A 19066-nucleotide genomic window follows, 5' to 3' on the forward strand; every position below is an offset into this window, starting at 1 on the left:
GAAATCGGCTTTGCTCTTTTTTAAAAAATGAATTTTAATACATAAAAATGTATATTTATTCAAATTAAAATTCCTCCAAAGTTTGTAAAACATTGAACAATTTCAAAATATTTCAAACGTCTGTCTGTATCTACCCTTGACAATAAATTTGCGCACATTTACAATTAACATGTATATTTTACATTTTTGGAAATATTACATTGAAAAGCCATGGTGCTTGCTGTATGTTGAGTCTAAACAATGTACATGCCGACACTTAAAAATGTAACAAAAGTTCATAGCAAGAGGAGGTGTAACGATGGAACCAATTACACTCATCTCCATTTTGCTTGGCCTTATCGTCGGTGCCGTTGTTGGCTATTTTATTCGTAAATCCTCTGCCGAAACAAAAATTGCAGGAGCAAAGAGTGCTGCAGAGCAAATCCTTGATGATGCAAAGCGTGATGCTGATGCATTGAAAAAAGAGGCATTGCTCGAGGCAAAGGATGAAATTCACAAGCTTCGTACTGAAGCTGAACGTGAGGTTCGTGAACGAAGAAATGAACTGCAAAAACAAGAAAACCGTTTACTGCAAAGAGAAGAGAATTTAGATCGAAAAGATGAATCGTTAAATAAGCGTGAAACTCTTTTAGAAAAGAAGGATGATTCTCTAAACCAAAGACAACAGCATATTGAAGAGATGGAAAGCAAAGTGGACGAGTTGGTTAGAACACAACAAAGTGAACTCGAACGAATTTCGAGCTTGACGCGCGAAGAAGCAAAAGCGATTATATTAGATCGTGTTGAGCAGGAACTTTCTCATGATACAGCCATTATGATCAAGGAAAGTGAAAATCGAGCGAAAGAAGACGCCGACAAGAAAGCAAAGGAAATTTTATCGCTGGCAATCCAGCGTTGCGCTGCTGACCATGTTGCGGAAACAACTGTCTCTGTAGTCAACCTGCCGAATGATGAAATGAAGGGTCGTATTATCGGCCGTGAGGGACGTAATATCCGTACTCTTGAAACATTGACAGGGATTGATTTAATTATCGATGATACGCCAGAAGCTGTCATTTTATCAGGGTTTGACCCAATTCGTCGTGAAACTGCACGACTTGCACTGGAAAAACTAGTCCAAGATGGTCGGATCCATCCTGCACGTATTGAGGAAATGGTAGAAAAATCTCGTCGGGAAGTAGATGAGTATATTCGTGAGGTTGGAGAACAAACGACATTTGAAGTCGGTGTTCACGGGCTACATCCGGATCTTATCAAAATTCTTGGCCGTTTGAAATTCCGCACAAGCTACGGGCAAAATGTTCTTAAACACTCGATGGAGGTTGCACAGCTTTCAGGGCTGCTTGCAGCTGAACTTGGAGAAGATGAAACATTAGCACGCCGAGCAGGATTACTTCACGATATCGGAAAAGCGATTGACCATGAAGTGGAAGGAAGCCATGTTGAAATCGGGGTTGAACTTGCTACAAAGTATAAAGAACACCCTGTTGTCATTAACAGTATTGCTTCTCACCATGGGGATACAGAACCAACATCCATTATCGCTGTACTTGTGGCTGCAGCCGATGCATTATCTGCAGCTAGACCAGGGGCACGCAGTGAGACTCTTGAAAACTATATCCGCCGACTTGAAAAGCTCGAAGAAATTTCCGAGTCATATGAAGGCGTTGAAAAGTCATTTGCGATTCAAGCAGGTCGTGAAGTTCGGATCATTGTTCGACCAGATGCAATCGATGATTTGGCTGCACATCGCTTAGCACGTGATATCCGTAAGCGTATTGAAGAAGAACTTGATTACCCAGGACATATTAAAGTGACAGTTATCCGTGAAACACGGGCTGTAGAATACGCAAAATAAAGCGGTGCATTCGCACCGCTTTATTTTTTGCCAAAGATTAAAGGAATTAATATTGTGTTACAATTTAAGATAGAAGATATTTTTAGAGAGAAAGGGTAAAAAAATGAATATATTATTTATCGGTGATGTTGTAGGGTCACCAGGCCGTGATATGGTCAAAGAATATTTACCTAAATTAAAAGAGAAATTCCGCCCTAATTTTACAATCATCAACGGGGAGAATGCAGCTTCAGGAAAAGGAATCACGGAAAAGATTTACCGTGAATTTTTAAGTTTCGGGGCGCAGGCAATCACACTTGGGAACCACGCTTGGGATAATAAAGAAATCTTCGAATTTATCGATAGTGCCAAAAATATGGTCCGTCCTGCAAATTTTCCGGAAGGGACTCCTGGCAAAGGGATAGGATTTTTTAAATTGAACGATGTTGAAATTGCTGTAATAAATTTACAAGGGCGTACCTTTATGGCTCCATTAGACTGTCCTTTTAGAAAAGCAGATGAATTGGTGGAAATTGCACGTGCTCGGACCCCATTTATTTTTGTTGATTTTCATGCTGAGGTAACGAGTGAAAAGCAAGCGATGGGCTGGTATCTTGATGGCCGAGTCTCAGCTGTTGTTGGGACTCATACACATGTTCAGACAGCGGATAATCGTATCTTGCCTGAAGGGACAGGATATCTAACCGATGTTGGGATGACGGGTCCTTATGATGGGATTCTCGGTGTAGAAAGGGATGCGGTTCTCAAGAGGTTTCTAATGAGTCTCCCAGTTCGCTTTGAAGTTCCAAAAACAGGCCGAACACAGCTAAGTGCAGTAATGATTGAATTGGATCGGAAAACCGGCAAATGTAAAAAGATCGAGCGAATCTTAATAAATGATGACCATCCATGGTATTCTTAAACCCTTCTATATGCAGGGTTTTTTCGCATTTTATTTGAACTTTTTTTGTCCAAGCCGGAATATGTTTTTTGCCGCCCGAATATAGTAGCAGTGGAGTATTATATATACCTGATTGGTTCATGAACTGCTCATGCGGGATCGGGATTAAACAAGGAGGAGCTAGGAATGGAAATATTAAAAGTTTCAGCAAAGTCTAATCCTAATTCTGTAGCTGGTGCGCTTGCCGGAGTTCTTCGTGAAAGAGGGGCAGCGGAGATACAGGCAATTGGTGCGGGTGCATTAAATCAAGCCGTTAAGGCAGTAGCGATCGCTCGAGGATTTGTAGCACCTAGCGGAGTTGATCTGATTTGCATCCCTGCGTTTACCGATATTTTAATAGACGGGGAAGAACGCACAGCTATAAAGCTCATTGTTGAGCCGAGATAAACAAAGTAGTAAGTATTAAATGAAGGGCTACAATAATCAATCCTTTACCTGCCGGTTGAAAGCCGAGCAGGTATTTTTATGTAAATTATCCAGTAAAATTATTATTTTGGTATATATAAAACAATAGTAGGATTAGGATATGGACAATGAAAAAACTGCAGTAGGACAGCATGATTCTAAGTTTTTTAATTAACAATTTAATTCGGTAAAACATTACCAAAATACGCAGGTTTTTAATAATAAAAAAATATTCATATTTTAGTCAATATTTTTATTTAAAGGGTTGCAATTTTTAGTTCATAGGTCTATTATTGTAAGCGTTTAGTACGTATCTAAATAAAATACTTTTTGGCTTTAAAGTGTAAAAGTCTAGTGGTTTACTTGGAAATGTGCTATAGTTTTAGATGATTAGATTACTTATTTTTTACATATCCAAAGGGGTGTAAGTCATGATCAATCAACTTTCGTGGAAAGTTGGAGGACAACAAGGGGAAGGTATTGAAAGTACTGGGGAAATCTTTGCAATTGCATTGAATCGCCTGGGGTATTACTTGTATGGTTATCGTCACTTTTCTTCACGTATTAAAGGCGGTCATACAAACAACAAGATTAGAGTAAGCACTACAGATGTTCGATCAATTTCTGATGATCTTGATATTCTTGTTGCGTTTGACCAAGAAACGATTGACGTTAACTACAAAGAACTTCCTAGCAGCGGCGTAATTCTTGCAGATGCAAAGTTTAATCCAAAGAAACCGGAAGATACGGAAAGCTCGTTGTATGCGGTTCCATTTACTGAAATGGCTACTGAATTAGGTACTTCTTTAATGAAAAACATGGTAGCAATTGGTGCTACATCTGCGGTATTAGATTTAGACATTCATGTTTTTGAAGAAGTAGTTCGTGAAATCTTTGGTAAAAAGGGCGAGCAAGTAGTTGCGAAGAACATGGATGCAATCAAAGCCGGCTTTGAGTATATGAAGGAAAAAATGGATGCTAACGTTCCAACAATGGAACTTGCAAAAGCTGATGGTAAAAAACGGATGTACATGATTGGAAACGATGCAATCGCTCTAGGCGCTATTGCAGGTGGATGTCGTTTTATGGCAGCATATCCAATTACTCCTGCTTCAGATATCATGGAATATTTAATTAAAAAATTACCTGCTCTTGGCGGAACAGTTATTCAAACTGAAGATGAAATTGCTGCATGTACAATGACAATTGGTGCAAACTATGGCGGCGTTCGTGCCCTAACTGCATCTTCTGGCCCTGGGTTATCATTGAAGATGGAAGCAATTGGCCTTGCAGGTATCACTGAAACTCCAATTGTTATTGTTGATACACAGCGTGGAGGTCCTTCAACAGGATTACCAACAAAACAAGAACAATCAGACTTAATGGCCATGATTTATGGTACGCACGGAGAAATTCCAAAGATTGTTATGGCTCCAAGTACAGTTGAAGAGGCTTTCTATGATACAGCAGAAGCGTTCAACCTTGCTGAAGAATATCAGTGTCCAGTAATTGTTTTATCTGATCTTCAATTATCATTAGGTAAGCAAACAGTGGAACCACTTGATGCTTCTAAAGTAGAAATTAGACGCGGTAAACTTGTAACAGAAGAACTTCCTGAAATTGAAAACAAAGGTTATTTCAAGCGTTATGAAGTAACAGAAGATGGTGTATCACCGCGTACAATTCCAGGAATGAAAAATGGTATTCACCACGTAACAGGTGTTGAACACGCTGAAACTGGTAAACCATCTGAATCAGCAGCAAATCGTATTGCTCAAATGGACAAACGTTTCCGTAAGGTTGAAAATATTCGTTTTGATACACCTGTTTATAAAAATGCACCACATGAAGATGCTGATATCCTAGTTGTAGGTTTCAACTCAACTCGCGGTGCTATTGAAGAAGCAATGGGTCGCTTGGATAAGGACGGAATGAAAGTGAATCATGCGCAGGTTCGTTTAATCCATCCGTTCCCATCAGATGAAATTCTTCCGCTTATTCGTTCTGCGAAAAAAGTACTTGTTGTAGAAAATAATGCAACCGGTCAGCTTGCTAATATTATGAAAATGAATGTTGGTCATGCTGAAAAAATTACGAAGTTTGTTAAATATGATGGAAATCCATTTTTACCACATGAAGTTTATTCAAAATGTAAGGAGTTGTTCTAAGTGGCCACTTTTAAAGACTTTAGAAATGATGTAAAACCGAACTGGTGCCCTGGCTGTGGCGACTTCTCTGTACAAGCTGCAATGCAACGTGCTGCAGCAAATGTTGGTTTAGAACCTGAAAATCTTGCAGTTATTTCAGGGATTGGCTGTTCTGGTCGTATCTCTGGTTATATAAATGCTTATGGCTTCCATGGTATTCATGGACGTTCACTTCCAATTGCTCAAGGTGTTAAAATGGCAAACCGTGATTTAACTGTAATCGCATCCGGCGGTGACGGTGATGGTTATGCTATCGGTATGGCACATACAATCCATGCGATTCGCCGTAATTTGGACGTAACGTATATCGTAATGGATAACCAAATTTATGGTTTAACAAAAGGTCAAACATCACCACGTTCTGCTGAAGGCTTTAAAACAAAGTCAACTCCAGGCGGATCCATTGAACAAGCAATTTCTCCAATGGAAATGGCTTTAACGGTCGGTGGTACTTTTGTAGCACAAAGCTTCTCAACTGATTTAAAAGATTTAACAGCTTTAATTGAAGCTGGAATTAAACATAAAGGTTTCTCTTTAATTAACGTTTTCAGTCCTTGTGTTACTTACAATAAAGTGAACACATATGACTGGTTTAAAGAAAACTTATCAAAGTTAAGCGACATTGAAGGTTATGATCCATCAAACCGTGAAATGGCTATGCAAACATTAATGAAGCATAATGGCCTTGTGACTGGTCTTATTTACCAAAACACTGAGCGTGCTTCTTATCAAGAATTAATTAAAGGATACTCTGAGGAGCCTTTAGTAAATGCTGATCTTAACCTTGATCAAGCGCATTTTGATAAACTTGCAGCAGAGTTTATGTAATAGAAATTGTAAAAACCCGTGGTTACGAGACCACGGGTTTTTTTATCAACTCTATGAAATTCCAAATTCCTCCTTTCAAAGGTTTAATCTCTGGCTGCTTAGTCTACACTTTATGTATTACGTGAGGATTGTCACATATTTTGTTGGGAAAATAAGCTACAATTAGCCATTGAGCGGTGAATTCTACATAGGTATATTTTGATTGCCCAACCATTTTATCACTGGTGTGTAGACAGGGATTTTTTATTGTTTTCATTCCTATAAACCTTTATACTATAATAATGTGCAGATTATTGTGCACCCTTGCCAAACTGCAAATAAATGGTAAGGACTGGCAAATTTAATTTTCATAGAGGAAGCATCTTATGATTAAAATCAAGAAAGGAGATTTTTCCTGATGAATGAACAACAACGTTTAGATAGTAAACAAGTAAAGTCTGCTAATTCTTCGGACAAAAAATCCGCCAAGGATTACAGTAAGTATTTTGAACAAGTGATAACGGCTCCTTCGTTAAAGGAAGCGAAAAAGCGCGGAAAAGAAGAAGTTAAGTATCATAACGATTTTTCCATTCCGGAAGAATTCCGCGGCATGGGTGAAGGGCGTAAATTCTATATTCGCACCTATGGATGCCAAATGAATGAACATGATACAGAGGTAATGGCAGGAATCTTTTTAGCTTTAGGCTATGAGCCAACAGATAACACGGAGGATGCCAATGTTATTCTTTTAAATACTTGTGCCATCCGTGAGAATGCAGAGAACAAGGTTTTCGGTGAATTGGGTCACTTAAAGGCATTGAAAATGGAAAAACCTGACCTGCTTTTAGGCGTTTGCGGCTGTATGTCCCAAGAAGAGTCTGTCGTCAATAAGATTTTAAAAACCTATCAGCAGGTTGATATGATTTTTGGAACCCACAATATTCACCGCCTGCCAAACATTCTTCATGAAGCCTATATGTCGAAGGAAATGGTGATCGAAGTTTGGTCTAAGGAAGGCGACGTAATTGAGAACCTTCCAAAAGTCCGCCGCGGAAATATTAAAGCATGGGTAAACATAATGTATGGTTGTGATAAATTCTGTACGTACTGTATTGTGCCTTACACACGTGGAAAAGAGCGCAGCCGTAGACCGGATGAAATTATTCAGGAGGTTCGTCATTTAGCTGCACAAGGATACCAAGAAATTACACTTCTTGGTCAAAACGTGAATGCCTACGGGAAAGACTTAGAGGATATCAACTACGGTCTAGGTGACTTAATGGATGAGTTACGTAAAATTGATATACCAAGAATACGTTTTACCACAAGCCATCCACGTGATTTTGATGACCATTTAATTGAAGTACTTGCCAAGGGTGGCAATTTAATGGATCATATCCATTTACCTGTTCAATCCGGTTCAACGGAAGTACTAAAAATTATGGCTCGGAAATATACGAGAGAACAATATTTAGAGCTTGTTCGTAAAATAAAAGCTGCGATTCCAAATGTTGCACTATCGACTGATATCATTGTTGGCTATCCAAATGAAACGGATGAACAGTTTGAAGAAACCTTATCACTCTACCGTGAAGTTGGGTTTGAAATTGCTTATACATTTATTTATTCTCCACGGGAAGGTACTCCTGCTGCCAAAATGCAGGATAATGTTCCGATGGAAGTGAAGAAAGAGCGTTTGCAGCGTTTGAATAATCTTGTGAACGAGCTTTCTGCTGAAGCAATGAAAAAATATGTAGGCCAAGTTGTGGAAGTCCTTGTTGAAGGTGAAAGTAAGAACAATCCAGATGTTCTTGCAGGATATACATCTAAAAACAAGCTTGTAAACTTTTTTGCTCCAAAAACTGCAATTGGCAAGATTGTAAAAGTAAAAATTACAGATGCAAAAACATGGTCATTAAACGGAGAAATGGTGGAGAAATTCGAACCGGCAGAGGTGAAGTAAAGTGGCGAAGTATACAAAAGACGATATCGTCGCTCGTGCAACAGAACTAGCGCGTATGATTGCGGAAACAGAGGAAGTTGATTTTTTCAAGCGTGCGGAAGCACAAATTCATGAGAACTCTAAAGTTAAAGTGTTAATTTCTGATATTAAAGGGTTACAAAAGCAAGCGGTAAACCTGCAGCATTATGGAAAACCGGAAGCTTTGAAGAAAGTGGAAGATAAAATTGCATCGATTGAACAAGAATTGGATGAAATTCCTGTTGTCCAGGATTTTAAACAATCACAGCTTGAAGTGAATGAATTACTTCAAATTATAGCTTCAACGATTTCCAATACGGTTACCGATGAAATCATTACTTCAACCGGCGGAGATGTATTGATGGGTGAAACGGGTGCCAGCTTGAAACATGGCGGCGGCGCTTGTGAAGGCCACGATGATTGTGACCACGAACATTAAAAATTGTAAGCCAGGCTTTTATAAAGCCTGGTTTTTCTTATGATTATATATCTTCTAAGTCCAGCACGCCCTTCATAAAAATAGGAAGAGACCTCAAAATCCTGATTACTTCGGAACATACATAAATATCCCGCATAAAATGAATCATGACTAAACTTTTAACCAGTGTTCTTCAAAATATATCGCACACTAGTCTAATTATTAGCATAGGATGAAATGAAACTGAATGAGGAGGGTTCGCGCGAAATGGGAGAATACAGAGAGATAATAACCAAGGCGGTAGTAGCGAAAGGACGTAAATTTACCCAGTCCAATCATACGATTAGCCCGGCGCATAATCCAACAAGTATTCTTGGCTGTTGGATTATCAACCATAAATATAACGCGAAAAAAGTGGGCAAGACAGTAGAGATACACGGTTCCTATGATATCAACTCTTGGTACTCGTATAATGATAATACCAAAACAGAGGTTGTCACTGAACGCGTACAATATACGGATGTCATAAAGTTAAAGTATCGTGACCATGACTGCCTTGATGACAATGAAATTGTTGCACGCGTGCTGCAACAACCGAATTGTTGTGAAGCAGTCATTTCCCCTAATGGAAACCGCATCATCGTCCATGTTGAAAGGGAATTCCTGGTCGAGGTGATTGGCGAAACAAAGGTTTGTGTCGTTATTAACCCGGAAGGATGTAACTGTGATGATGAGGAGTGGGGAATGGATGTAGACGACGAAGAATTCGAGGAACTAAATCCAGATTTCTTAGTCGGCTCAGAGGAAGAATAAACACACTAGGGAGTTTTTACTTCCTAGTTTTTTCTTTTTTCATTGGGCAAGTTTTAACAAAATTTCATTAAAAATAATGAGATATTTTAAGACTTTGCCTGACAAATTTTGTATTGGACTTGCCTTATAATAAAGGCAAGGGAGTGAGAAAATTGAAAATCTATCAACTGCAGTTAAAATGCTTTAAACTGGAAGAAATGAAGAGATTTTATACTAAGGATTTAGAAATGGAACTGATAAGTGAGGCTGAAACTTATTTTGCGGTAAGGGCGGGTACAACGAAACTAGTATTTGAATTGGACAATCGTACACCATATTATCATGTTTGCTTCCGCACAAACTCGGAATACTATGACAAAATGTATGAGAAACTTGCTGAAAGAAAGCTATTATTACCTGATGAAGACGGGCATTACAGCATGTTTTGGCAAGGAAAACAAGCGTATTTTCATGATCCGGACGGCAATATTCTCGAAATGCTCGAAAGACCTTTTCACTGGGGAGAAAATCAGCCGAAATCCCTATGGTATGATGTTGGAGAAATCGGCTTGCCCGTTCCTTCCGTAAAGGAAATGCAAAATCTTTTGTTTTCTAAAGTATCTGACCATCAAAAAGAGGAAAGTGAAACTTTTGCTTTTTATGGAGATAAACAGGGGGTTTTTGTAATCGTAAGAGAAGGAAGAAATTGGTACCCGACAGATCAAAGGGCAACGATTCATCCTATTACCGCAATTGTTTCCGGGGAACAGCCGGAACGGTTTAAGCATCCTGAACTTCCATATACCATCATTGTGAGAAAGGAATGGAATGAAAGCGTTCCAGCAGTACAGTTCCGAATGGCACGCCCAACTAATCAAATCGATAAAATAATTGAATTTTATCGAAATGGCATTGGATTGGAACAGATTGGCGAGTTTCGCGGCCATGATGGGTATGATGGAGTAATGTTCGGTCTGCCTAATAACAGTTACCATTTAGAATTTACCCAGTCAGAAGAAAAGGTGGATTTGCCTATACCCACAAAAGAACATTTACTAGTTTTTTACCTTCCTAATCAGTTTGAGTTGGAGCGAATGGTCCATAGACTTTCGGCGATGGGGTACGGTGAAGTTGCCCCTGAAAACCCTTATTGGGGAAGAGGTGGTGTAACCATTGAAGATCCGGATGGCTGGCGAATTGTCTTGATGAATTCTGTGGGCATTTAAAAGAATTGAATGATTTGGAGGGAAAATAAGCACCCTATCTCTAGGAGGTGCGTTGTGTATGAATCCAGAACAGCCTGGAAATAAAAAGCTGCCTGATTTTGACCAATTAAATGACCGGATCATTGCGGAAAGACCATCCCAGCCCATGCTAGTGATTAAGACCAATCTTGATTCAAAAAATGTAAAAGAAGAAAATCCTTATTATCATGGAGAAAACACAAATGAATTTAGGGAATTTTTTGAGGAATAGAAAAAGCCAGTGATTGCCTCTGGCTTTTTTTTATTCTCTAGCACAAGTGCCTTTCTTTTTCCCATTCAGGCTTTAATAATGATAGAACGTACGTATCATGGGATTGATTATTTTGTTTGATGTAGCCGCGAAGTAATCCTTCCTTTTTGAAACCAATCTTTTTAAGAAGGTTAACCGATGCCACATTTTCAGGATATACAACCGCCCCAATGCGATATAAATCTAATTTTTCAAAACTAAAGCGTAAAACCTCATTAATTGCCTCCGTTGTATATCCGTTCCGCCAATAATGAGGATGTATTTCGTATCCTATCTCGGCCCTTTTATTTTTTAGCTGTAAACCATTCAGTCCTATAGTACCAATAAACTTTTGATTTCCTTTTAGGACAATACCCCAGCGAATCCCTCGTTTTTCAATAAAATTTCTTTGAAACATATCTATTAATCTTGAAGCTTCAGCAGGGAAAGTAAAACGGTCAGTCCCATAGTATTTCATTACTTCGTCTAATGATAAAATTTCATATAGACTGTTCACATGCTGATGGCCAATTTCAATTAGCCTAAGTCTTTTTGTTCCTAAAATGGGAAATGTCATGCTTATCCCTCTCTTCTTTTTCAATTCATATCGGTTTAACAATCATTTTTACTGTATACTCAGTGTATTACGTTGCATATAAAAAAGGAAGGGAAAAAGGAAGGGAGTGGGGAAAATGAGTACGGATCATTATATCAAACTAATAGAAAAGGAATTATTGCCTTATATACAATTAATCTCGCCCAATCCATTTGACCCCATTTTTGTTCGAAATCATTCAAAGTCATGGAAAACAATTGGAAATGGGAATTATGCGGGTGTTTTTTCACATGGTTCTAATCCAGGGCGTGTAGTTAAGGTTTATGGAAGAAGTCCTGAGGAATTAAACAAAGAAATTGAGGTTTATAAGCGATTAGGTAATCATGAAACCTTTTCGAATTTAATAGCTTATGGAGAGAATTATTTAGTACTGAAAAAGCTTGAGGGAATTACGCTGTTTAATGCAATCATAAAGGGGATTCCGATACCGGAAAGGGTAATAAAAGATATTGATCGTGGCTTAGACTATGCCAGATCAGTTGGTTTAAATCCCTATGATGTTCACGGGAAAAATGTCGTGATGTATGAGGGCAGAGGCTATATCGTAGATGTATCGGATTTCTATAAAGAGGGATATTGTAGTAAATGGGATGATCTGAAAAAAGGCTATTATAAAATTTATCAACCTTTTTTATTTAAACTTCATCCAAGGATTCCTTTTTTTATCGTTGATGGGGTTAGAAAAGGTTATCGGGTCTATCGGAAATTTAAAAAGCGAAGGGATCAATGATGATCACTCTTCGCTTTTTGTATGATTAAAGTAAAAAATAGTAAAAGAGGAAGAATTTCTTTCTAATATTCTGATAATATAGAAGAAAGAAGGGAGGAAGGATGAAATGCATTTTCCTTTCTATATCTTTGGAATACACCCCCATTTATTATTCGAATCACTTGCTTATTTTATCGGTTTTCGCGTCTATTTATATACAAGAAATAAGGAAAGGATTCCAATAGATAAAGCATTGTGGGTCGTTGTCGGTGCCACCTTAGGTGCAGCCTTGGGTTCCAAACTGCTTTATTGGTTTGAGGATCCAAAAAAAACGCTGGAACATTGGAATAGCATCCTTTACTTAATGGAAGGGAAAACCATTGTTGGCGGTTTATTAGGCGGATTAATTGGGGTCGAAATTGCGAAAAAATTTATCGGATGGACACGTTCCACAGGAGATGATTTTGTTCTTCCTCTAGCAGTGGGCATGATGATTGGACGGATTGGCTGTTTTTTTACCGGGTTAGATGATCATACCTACGGGGTTGCAACAACATGGTTTACAGGAGTGGACTTTGGCGATGGTGTAAAAAGGCATCCAACACAGCTGTATGAAATTTTTTTCATAGGAATTCTTGTATTATGTCTATTTCAAATGAAAAGAAAAAAATTCGGCTGGGAGGGGCTTTTGTTTCAACTGTTCATGCTTAATTATTTAACGTTTCGCCTTTTAATTGATTTTATCAAACCAACACCGCATCCTTATTGGGTTTTTAATAATATCCAAATTGCTTGTTTGCTAGGAATTGTGTATTACATATGGCTGATAAACAAAAAACAAACCGAAAAGAGGAGAGCACTTTATGCCTAATCGTCCGTATTTGTTTTATGAATTGACCAATAGTATTTGTTCAACCTGTTTACGAAAAGTCGAAGCAAAGATCATTATTGAAAATGAAAAGGTGTACCTCTTGAAGAATTGTATGCAACACGGCAGGGAAAAGGTCTTAATTTCAACAGATGTTGAGTATTACAAATGGTGCCGCGAGTTTATTAAGCCTTCGGAAATGCCATATCGTTGGAACACACCAATTAAATATGGATGCCCCTATGACTGCGGTCTGTGTCCCGACCATGAACAGCACAGCTGCTTAACGCTACTTGAAATTACCGAGCGTTGCAATTTAAAATGCCCGATTTGCTATGCAGAATCCTCCCCGCAAAAAGGGACCTTTCGTAGTTTAGAAAAAATTGAGTTTATGTTAGATCAAATTATTAAAAACGAACGGGAGCCGGATATTGTGCAAATAAGCGGCGGGGAACCAACGATCCATCCACAGTTTTTTGAAATTCTTGATCTCGCAAAATCAAGGCCAATCCGGCATATAATGGTCAATACAAATGGCCTCCGGATTGCTAATGATAAAAAATTTGTGAAGAAGCTCGCCACCTATTCACCAGGATTTGAGATTTATCTCCAATTTGATAGTTTTGAAGAAGATGTACTTGAAGAATTAAGAGGTGTAGATTTAAGAGATATCAGACAAAAGGCAATCGAAAACTTAAATGAATACAATATTTCTACGACACTAGTAGTTACTTTGAAAAAAGGGCTAAATGATCATGAAGTAGGAAAAATCATACAATACGGCCTGCAGCAAAAATGTGTTCGTGGTGTGACTTTCCAGCCGATTCAGGCGGCAGGAAGATTAGAAGATTACGATCCAGCAGTCAACCGTTTAACATTAAGTGAAGTCCGCCAAATGATCATCGACCAGTCCAATGTATTTGGCTCAAAGGATATCATCCCCGTCCCATGTCATCCTGATTGCCTTGCAATGGGTTATGCTCTCAAACTAAATGGGGAGGTTACTCCTTTAACTGGTTTAGTGGATCCAAAGATTCTGTTAGAAGGGGAACGCAATACGATTGTTTTTGAACAAGACGAATCAATCAAAAATATGATTTTCAAATTATTCTCGTTAAATCATTCACCCGATTCCTCGGCCTTATCGTTAAAGGATTTATTATGCTGCCTGCCAAAGGTGGCGATGCCGGGGGAAATCGGCTATGATAATGTTTTTCGCGTCATTATCATGCAATTTTTGGATGCCTACAATTTTGATGTCCGTTCTGTTAAAAAATCTTGTGTACACATTGCTCATCCAGATGGAAGAATTATTCCGTTTGATACCTATAATTTATTTTACCGGGACGACAAGGAACTTGAGTTACTGAAAATCAGGGAAGAGCTTGAGGGGAAAACAACCGTTAAATAGTTAATTTTAAAGGAGTTGAGTGGTTTGGACCAAAATAAGGATGGGAAAGGCGGAAATGGATCTTTAAAAGACCTTTGGAAAGGGATTGGAATTTCAGTTGGGATTTATTTATTAGGTCTTCTGATCATGTTTGTCGTTCCAACGATTACCATTTTTTATATCTTTGCCGCCCCGATTGCCCTTATTATTTTGACCGTTGTCAGCTTTTCGAAAGGAAAAAAACAATTAGGTCAGGGATTATTGATTGGTATTGGACTTAATATCTTGTTGTTTGCTGCATGTTTTGGTATTATCATTTTCAATCTTGGATGACAAAAATGATTCAATTTAGTGCCAGAGACCTTTTAGAAGGTATCTGGCATTTTCTTGCATATGTTGGTAAAGCTTTGTTTGTTACAAATGATGAACAATTGTGCATCTGCGGGTATTGGCTCGTCTAATTTTTGATTGATGTGAAGATCACCGCCATCTGCAATAAGAGTGGCTCCTTTGTTAAGAAGATCCAAAAAAGCGTCTCGGTAGGTTTTCCAATGAGCTTGTTTAGAAATTTCGAAGACAGATTCCCCTGCTTCAGTGCTCAATAATTCTGAATACATATGTGTTACGCCGTGAGAAAAGAGTGATCTAACTGCAGCATGTGAAATCATTTCTTCCGTCGGGATAAATTCATCTACATTGACTTGCTTGAATAACGGTAAATGGTTTTGATTTATGACTTCTGCCGTTACATGGATTGATTTATTTAATTTTTCTTCCATTGTTGTGATGGCAGTTGCAATTAATAACGTCTTCCCATCGACTAACAGGGGGTCTTTTTTAGGAAAGGTTTCTTGTGATGATCGATCAGCAAAAATAATAACCCCTTTTGCCTTTGACAAGTTTGCTTGCTTAAGGGTTTCCTCATTTGTAGCATCCCCGCGAACATAAAACAAGCGTTCTTCCATTATTGGTGCTGTTTCTACATGATCAATTACGACTATATCAACTTTTTTATCAGTTTTAAAAATTTCTTGAATGGCTAATTTCGTTTTTTCACTCCATCCAATTAAAATAAAATGGTTTTTACCTGTATATTTCATTTTCCCTCCAGCTTTATGCTTTTCAAATAACCTAAATGAGGCAAAGATTTTCCCAAAAAATAAACTTAAAAGGCCAACACCGGTAATATATAGAAAAATGGTAAAGGTTTTACCAGCATTGGTTGCAGGCGCATAGTCTCCGAAACCAACTGTTGCCAATGTAGTAAGCACCCAGTAAACACTAGTAAGATAGGACTCAAAGGTTTTGGGTTCAAGAGAATAAGCAATAAATGAAGTGATTAAGATGTAAAAAAGAATAAAGGGCAGAAAAATTCTACCCCTTACCATGGTTAGGTAATAGAAGAATTTGATTAATTTCATGCCCATAAGATCATTCCAATCTTCATAGCGAAACAATAATTTACTTTATGTTTCCCGAAATAAACGGTAAATTAAACATAGAAAATACAGTTGTTTTTCATTTACTATATAACAACATTTATTGGAGTGATTGTATGATGCATTCAATTAAAATAATCAAAAAAAATCAACAGAAAACAAGCCTTTGGTCGGGTGGAAAAACAACCCAATTGGCTATTTCCCCTGAAGATGCAGATTATTCTTTGCGTAATTTTAACTGGCGGATTAGTACGGCTGAAGTAGAAGTTGAAGAATCCCTCTTTACGCACTTACCAGGAATCAATAGAGTCATCATGATCCTTGATGGTGAAATGTATCTTGAGCATGAAGGACAACGTTCAACGTTTTTAAGGCCGTTTGAACTGGACCGTTTTGATGGAGGGTGGACAACAAAGAGCAAAGGGAAGGTAACAGACTTTAATTTAATGTTAGCAAATGAGTTTAAAGGGGATCTTGCTGCGATCCATCTTGGAAAAGAAAATCCTGATGTAAGGTTGGTATTAAATGGACAAACTGAGATTTTCTATTGTGTCGATGGAGCGGTTCATGTTGACCCAAGTGAAGATGAAGCTTTCCTGTTAGAAAAGGGTGACACAATGATTATCAACTCAGAAATAATGAATATCACCTTACAGAGGGATAAGGACATTAATGCTTCTATTATAAGAGCTAGTATTTATTAAAAGAGAATCTACCTTTAAAGGGTAGATTTTTTTTGAAAAAATATGAAAAAATTTTTTTCTCGAAAACTATTGATAAAAGAAAATTTCTTTCATATAATCAGAGTATGCCTTGAAAGTGCTTTCATCAATTATTGGCCAAATAATGATATAAAGTTTTTTCTACAAAAAAAGAGAAAAATTTTTAAAGAAGTTCGAAAGGGCTTACAAAAAAAGGGAAGGTGAATTCATCGTATGACAAGCTTATTGCTTACCTTATTAGCTATTATTATTGTTATAATCGGAGTTTCAGTGTTTAAATGGCATGCATTTATTAGTTTAACAGTCGCAACTCTATTTCTAGCCATTTTTTCAGGTTTATCGATGGATAAAATTGTTAGCGGGATTGAAACAGGAGTTGGCGGCGCTTTAGGTCATTTAGTCGGTATTTTAGCATTAGGTACAATTTTAGGTAAAATGATGGCTGAATCAGGAGCAGGAGTTCAAGTTGCGAATTTCTTCGTTAATAAATTTGGCGTAAAAAAACTTCCATGGGCTATGATGTTAGCCGGTTTTATTATCGGTATCCCTGTATTCTTTGAAGTTGGAATCTTAATTGTACTTCCATTGGTTATATCAATCCATAAAACATCAAAACAAAATATTTTATTGATTGCCCTTCCAGCCATCGCAGGATTATCAATCGTGCATGGTTTAGTGCCACCGCATCCAGGGGCAATTGCCGCTATTTCGATTTATAATGCGAACATGGGAAAGGTACTGCTATATTCCCTGCTTATTGCAATCCCATCTGTAGTCATTGCAGGTCCTTTATTTGCTAAATGGGTTCACAAACGGGTCATTCCAGAAAACGAACCTGAATTAATTAAAATCAATATGGCTTCACAGAAATTACCTAGCACTGGATTATCATTCTTTATTATATTACTTCCTGTTATCTTAATGATTTTCTCAGCTGTTGCTCCATATATAGGGCTTCCAGGTGGAATCACGAAATTCTTCATTTTTATCGGTAGTCCGCTTATTGCACTCTTAATCGCTTGTTTTGCAGCTTTCTACTTCCTTGGAATTCGTCAAGGCATTGATAAAAACGGGATTAAGAAATTTACGGAGGAATGCTTCCTTCCAGTTGGTTCTATCATTGCAATTATTGGTGCTGGGGGCGGCTTTAAACAAATCCTTATTGATAGCGGCGTAGGTGCTACAATCGGTGATATGTCACAGAATATCCATCTATCACCACTTGTGTTAGCATTTATGATCGCAGGACTAATTCGTATTGCAACGGGGTCAGCCACTGTTGCTTTAACAACGGCAGCAGGAATTGTGGCACCTATCGTTCAACATATGTCAGGTGTCAATATGGAGCTTCTCGTAATCGTAACTGGTGCAGGTTCACTAATGTTTTCACATGTTAATGATGCAGGCTTCTGGATGGTGAAAGAATATCTAGGCTTGTCTGTTAAGGAAACCTTTAAAACTTGGACAGTATTAGAAACGATTTTGTCATTCGTAGCTTTTGGTGTAGCTTTAATTGTAAATATGTTTATTTAATGAAAAAAACCTCCTTCATCGAATTCAGGTGAAGGAGGTTTTTATGTAGATGAAAATTTATTTCGTCTCTTGCTTTGTCTTATTTAGGTTGGCAATATTTAAACATAAGGCATCAATCATACTTATTTGAGCAATTTGTGATTCAAACCCCATTGATAGGTACTCGATTTCCTCGGTATTGGTATAAAGTGCTAGATCTACGTTTAAACTAATTGGGGACTTAGGAAATCCTGTTATTCCAATTGTTTTGGCACCCGTTTCATGAATGGTTTTTAAAATATTCATAGTCTCTTTGTTAGACCCAGAATGAGAAATGATTATGGCTGTGTCTTCTTCGGTTAAATGGGAAGCTGACAATAGCTGATAATGGGTTTCCATATGGGAGGAAGCTCTAATACCAGCCCGAGCGAGCTTGGAGAAGGCATCCATTGCAATAATGGCAGAACCGTCTGTACCAAAAACTTCAACCCGTTTAGCTTGGAGGATGAAATCGATTGCCGTTTTAATCTTATTATGATCAACGATTTGCAATGTATTTTGTAACGTTCTTATATTGGATTTGAAAATTTTTTCCGTCAGTGTTTTTTCGTTATCCTTCATTGTCACTTCTTCATGAATTGTCCGAATCGGAGTCATAATTTCTGAGGCAAGAGCAATTTTCATTGCTTGAAAACCCTTGAATCCAATCCGTTTGGAAAATCGAAACACAGTGGCATCCGCTATATTCAAATCATCCGCAACTTCATTGATCGTACGGTGAATAATGGTTTCCGGCTTTTCTAATATATAATCAGCAATTTTTTTTTCTTTTTCGCTAAATTTAGCATAGTTGGATCGGATGGAGCCCAAGCAATTCAGTGTCATATGAAACTTTCCTTTCAATATGG

The 19066-nt window shown here is 37.9% G+C and carries 19 protein-coding genes; 16 read left to right on the forward strand and 3 right to left on the reverse strand.

Translation table 11 applies throughout. The annotated features are described in order from the left end of the window. Positions 1-298 precede the first annotated feature (298 nt). The 10 genes from rny (at position 299) to ACFQZ9_RS06880 (ending at position 10884) form a co-directional block, all read left to right on the forward strand. Entirely contained in the window at positions 299-1858 is a 1560-nt protein-coding gene (rny, locus tag ACFQZ9_RS06835) for a ribonuclease Y (protein ID WP_026574920.1), read from the forward strand. Between the two features lie 103 nt (positions 1859-1961). After that, positions 1962-2759, forward strand: coding sequence for a TIGR00282 family metallophosphoesterase (gene ymdB, locus ACFQZ9_RS06840; protein WP_498942839.1), 798 nt, complete (start codon positions 1962-1964; stop codon positions 2757-2759). 165 nt (positions 2760-2924) lie between these two features. Beyond that, a complete protein-coding gene (spoVS, locus tag ACFQZ9_RS06845; RefSeq protein WP_003211281.1) occupies positions 2925-3185 on the forward strand; it encodes a stage V sporulation protein SpoVS in 261 nt (86 codons plus the stop codon). Positions 3186-3634: 449 nt separating this feature from the next. Continuing rightward, positions 3635-5371 (forward strand): 2-oxoacid:acceptor oxidoreductase subunit alpha, encoded by a 1737-nt coding sequence (locus tag ACFQZ9_RS06850; RefSeq protein WP_498942841.1) that lies wholly within the window; start codon positions 3635-3637, stop codon positions 5369-5371. Then, positions 5372-6238: a 2-oxoacid:ferredoxin oxidoreductase subunit beta gene (locus ACFQZ9_RS06855; protein WP_498942843.1), complete on the forward strand. Its 867-nt coding sequence runs from the start codon at positions 5372-5374 to the stop codon at positions 6236-6238. Positions 6239-6635: 397 nt separating this feature from the next. Continuing rightward, positions 6636-8180: a tRNA (N6-isopentenyl adenosine(37)-C2)-methylthiotransferase MiaB gene (gene miaB, locus ACFQZ9_RS06860; RefSeq protein ID WP_498942844.1), complete on the forward strand. Its 1545-nt coding sequence runs from the start codon at positions 6636-6638 to the stop codon at positions 8178-8180. Position 8181: 1 nt separating this feature from the next. After that, a complete protein-coding gene (locus ACFQZ9_RS06865) occupies positions 8182-8637 on the forward strand; it encodes a YlbF/YmcA family competence regulator (RefSeq protein ID WP_498942845.1) in 456 nt (151 codons plus the stop codon). A gap of 246 nt (positions 8638-8883) precedes the next feature. Continuing rightward, positions 8884-9429 carry an outer spore coat protein CotE gene (locus ACFQZ9_RS06870; RefSeq protein WP_198311253.1) on the forward strand — a complete coding sequence of 182 codons (546 nt, stop codon included), beginning with the start codon at positions 8884-8886 and terminating at the stop codon, positions 9427-9429. An 836-nt stretch (positions 9430-10265) separates the two neighbouring features. Then, on the forward strand, positions 10266-10634 hold the full coding sequence (locus ACFQZ9_RS06875) for a VOC family protein (protein WP_232490113.1): 369 nt from the start codon (positions 10266-10268) through the stop codon (positions 10632-10634). 58 nt (positions 10635-10692) lie between these two features. Beyond that, the gene (locus ACFQZ9_RS06880; protein ID WP_498942847.1) at positions 10693-10884 is read left to right on the forward strand and encodes a hypothetical protein; all 192 of its coding nucleotides are present in this window, start codon (positions 10693-10695) and stop codon (positions 10882-10884) included. 37 nt (positions 10885-10921) lie between these two features. Here ACFQZ9_RS06880 and ACFQZ9_RS06885 read toward each other — a convergent pair whose 3' ends face one another. Next, positions 10922-11479, reverse strand: coding sequence for a GNAT family N-acetyltransferase (locus ACFQZ9_RS06885; protein WP_498942849.1), 558 nt, complete (start codon positions 11477-11479; stop codon positions 10922-10924). A gap of 115 nt (positions 11480-11594) precedes the next feature. Here ACFQZ9_RS06885 and ACFQZ9_RS06890 point away from each other — a divergent pair, with 115 nt between their 5' ends. The 4 genes from ACFQZ9_RS06890 to ACFQZ9_RS06905 all read left to right on the forward strand — a co-directional run bounded on the left by ACFQZ9_RS06890 (position 11595) and on the right by ACFQZ9_RS06905 (position 14818). Then, positions 11595-12248: a protein kinase family protein gene (locus tag ACFQZ9_RS06890; RefSeq protein WP_498942850.1), complete on the forward strand. Its 654-nt coding sequence runs from the start codon at positions 11595-11597 to the stop codon at positions 12246-12248. 106 nt (positions 12249-12354) lie between these two features. Then, positions 12355-13098, forward strand: a complete 744-nt coding sequence (locus ACFQZ9_RS06895) for a prolipoprotein diacylglyceryl transferase (protein ID WP_498942852.1) — start codon at positions 12355-12357, stop codon at positions 13096-13098. After that, a complete protein-coding gene (locus ACFQZ9_RS06900) occupies positions 13091-14506 on the forward strand; it encodes a radical SAM protein (protein WP_498942853.1) in 1416 nt (471 codons plus the stop codon). The genes ACFQZ9_RS06895 and ACFQZ9_RS06900 overlap by 8 nt, the downstream gene beginning before the upstream one ends. 24 nt (positions 14507-14530) lie before the next feature. Next, a complete protein-coding gene (locus ACFQZ9_RS06905) occupies positions 14531-14818 on the forward strand; it encodes a hypothetical protein (RefSeq protein WP_498942855.1) in 288 nt (95 codons plus the stop codon). A gap of 32 nt (positions 14819-14850) precedes the next feature. On the opposite strand, the gene ACFQZ9_RS06910 is transcribed toward ACFQZ9_RS06905, so the two are convergent. Further along, positions 14851-15912, reverse strand: coding sequence for a potassium channel family protein (locus ACFQZ9_RS06910; protein ID WP_498942857.1), 1062 nt, complete (start codon positions 15910-15912; stop codon positions 14851-14853). A gap of 128 nt (positions 15913-16040) precedes the next feature. Between ACFQZ9_RS06910 and ACFQZ9_RS06915 the strand changes: the two genes are divergently transcribed. Both ACFQZ9_RS06915 and ACFQZ9_RS06920 read left to right on the forward strand, forming a co-directional pair. Then, positions 16041-16628, forward strand: a complete 588-nt coding sequence (locus ACFQZ9_RS06915; RefSeq protein WP_498942859.1) for a HutD/Ves family protein — start codon at positions 16041-16043, stop codon at positions 16626-16628. 231 nt (positions 16629-16859) lie between these two features. Further along, a complete protein-coding gene (locus ACFQZ9_RS06920) occupies positions 16860-18179 on the forward strand; it encodes a GntT/GntP/DsdX family permease (protein WP_498942861.1) in 1320 nt (439 codons plus the stop codon). 57 nt (positions 18180-18236) lie between these two features. Here ACFQZ9_RS06920 and ACFQZ9_RS06925 read toward each other — a convergent pair whose 3' ends face one another. After that, the gene (locus ACFQZ9_RS06925) at positions 18237-19043 is read right to left on the reverse strand and encodes a MurR/RpiR family transcriptional regulator (protein ID WP_498942863.1); all 807 of its coding nucleotides are present in this window, start codon (positions 19041-19043) and stop codon (positions 18237-18239) included. Between the last annotated feature and the right edge of the window lie 23 nt (positions 19044-19066).

The organism is Neobacillus sp. GCM10027624 (assembly GCF_042675345.1).
GTDB lineage: Bacteria > Bacillota > Bacilli > Bacillales > Cytobacillaceae > Neobacillus > Neobacillus cucumis_D.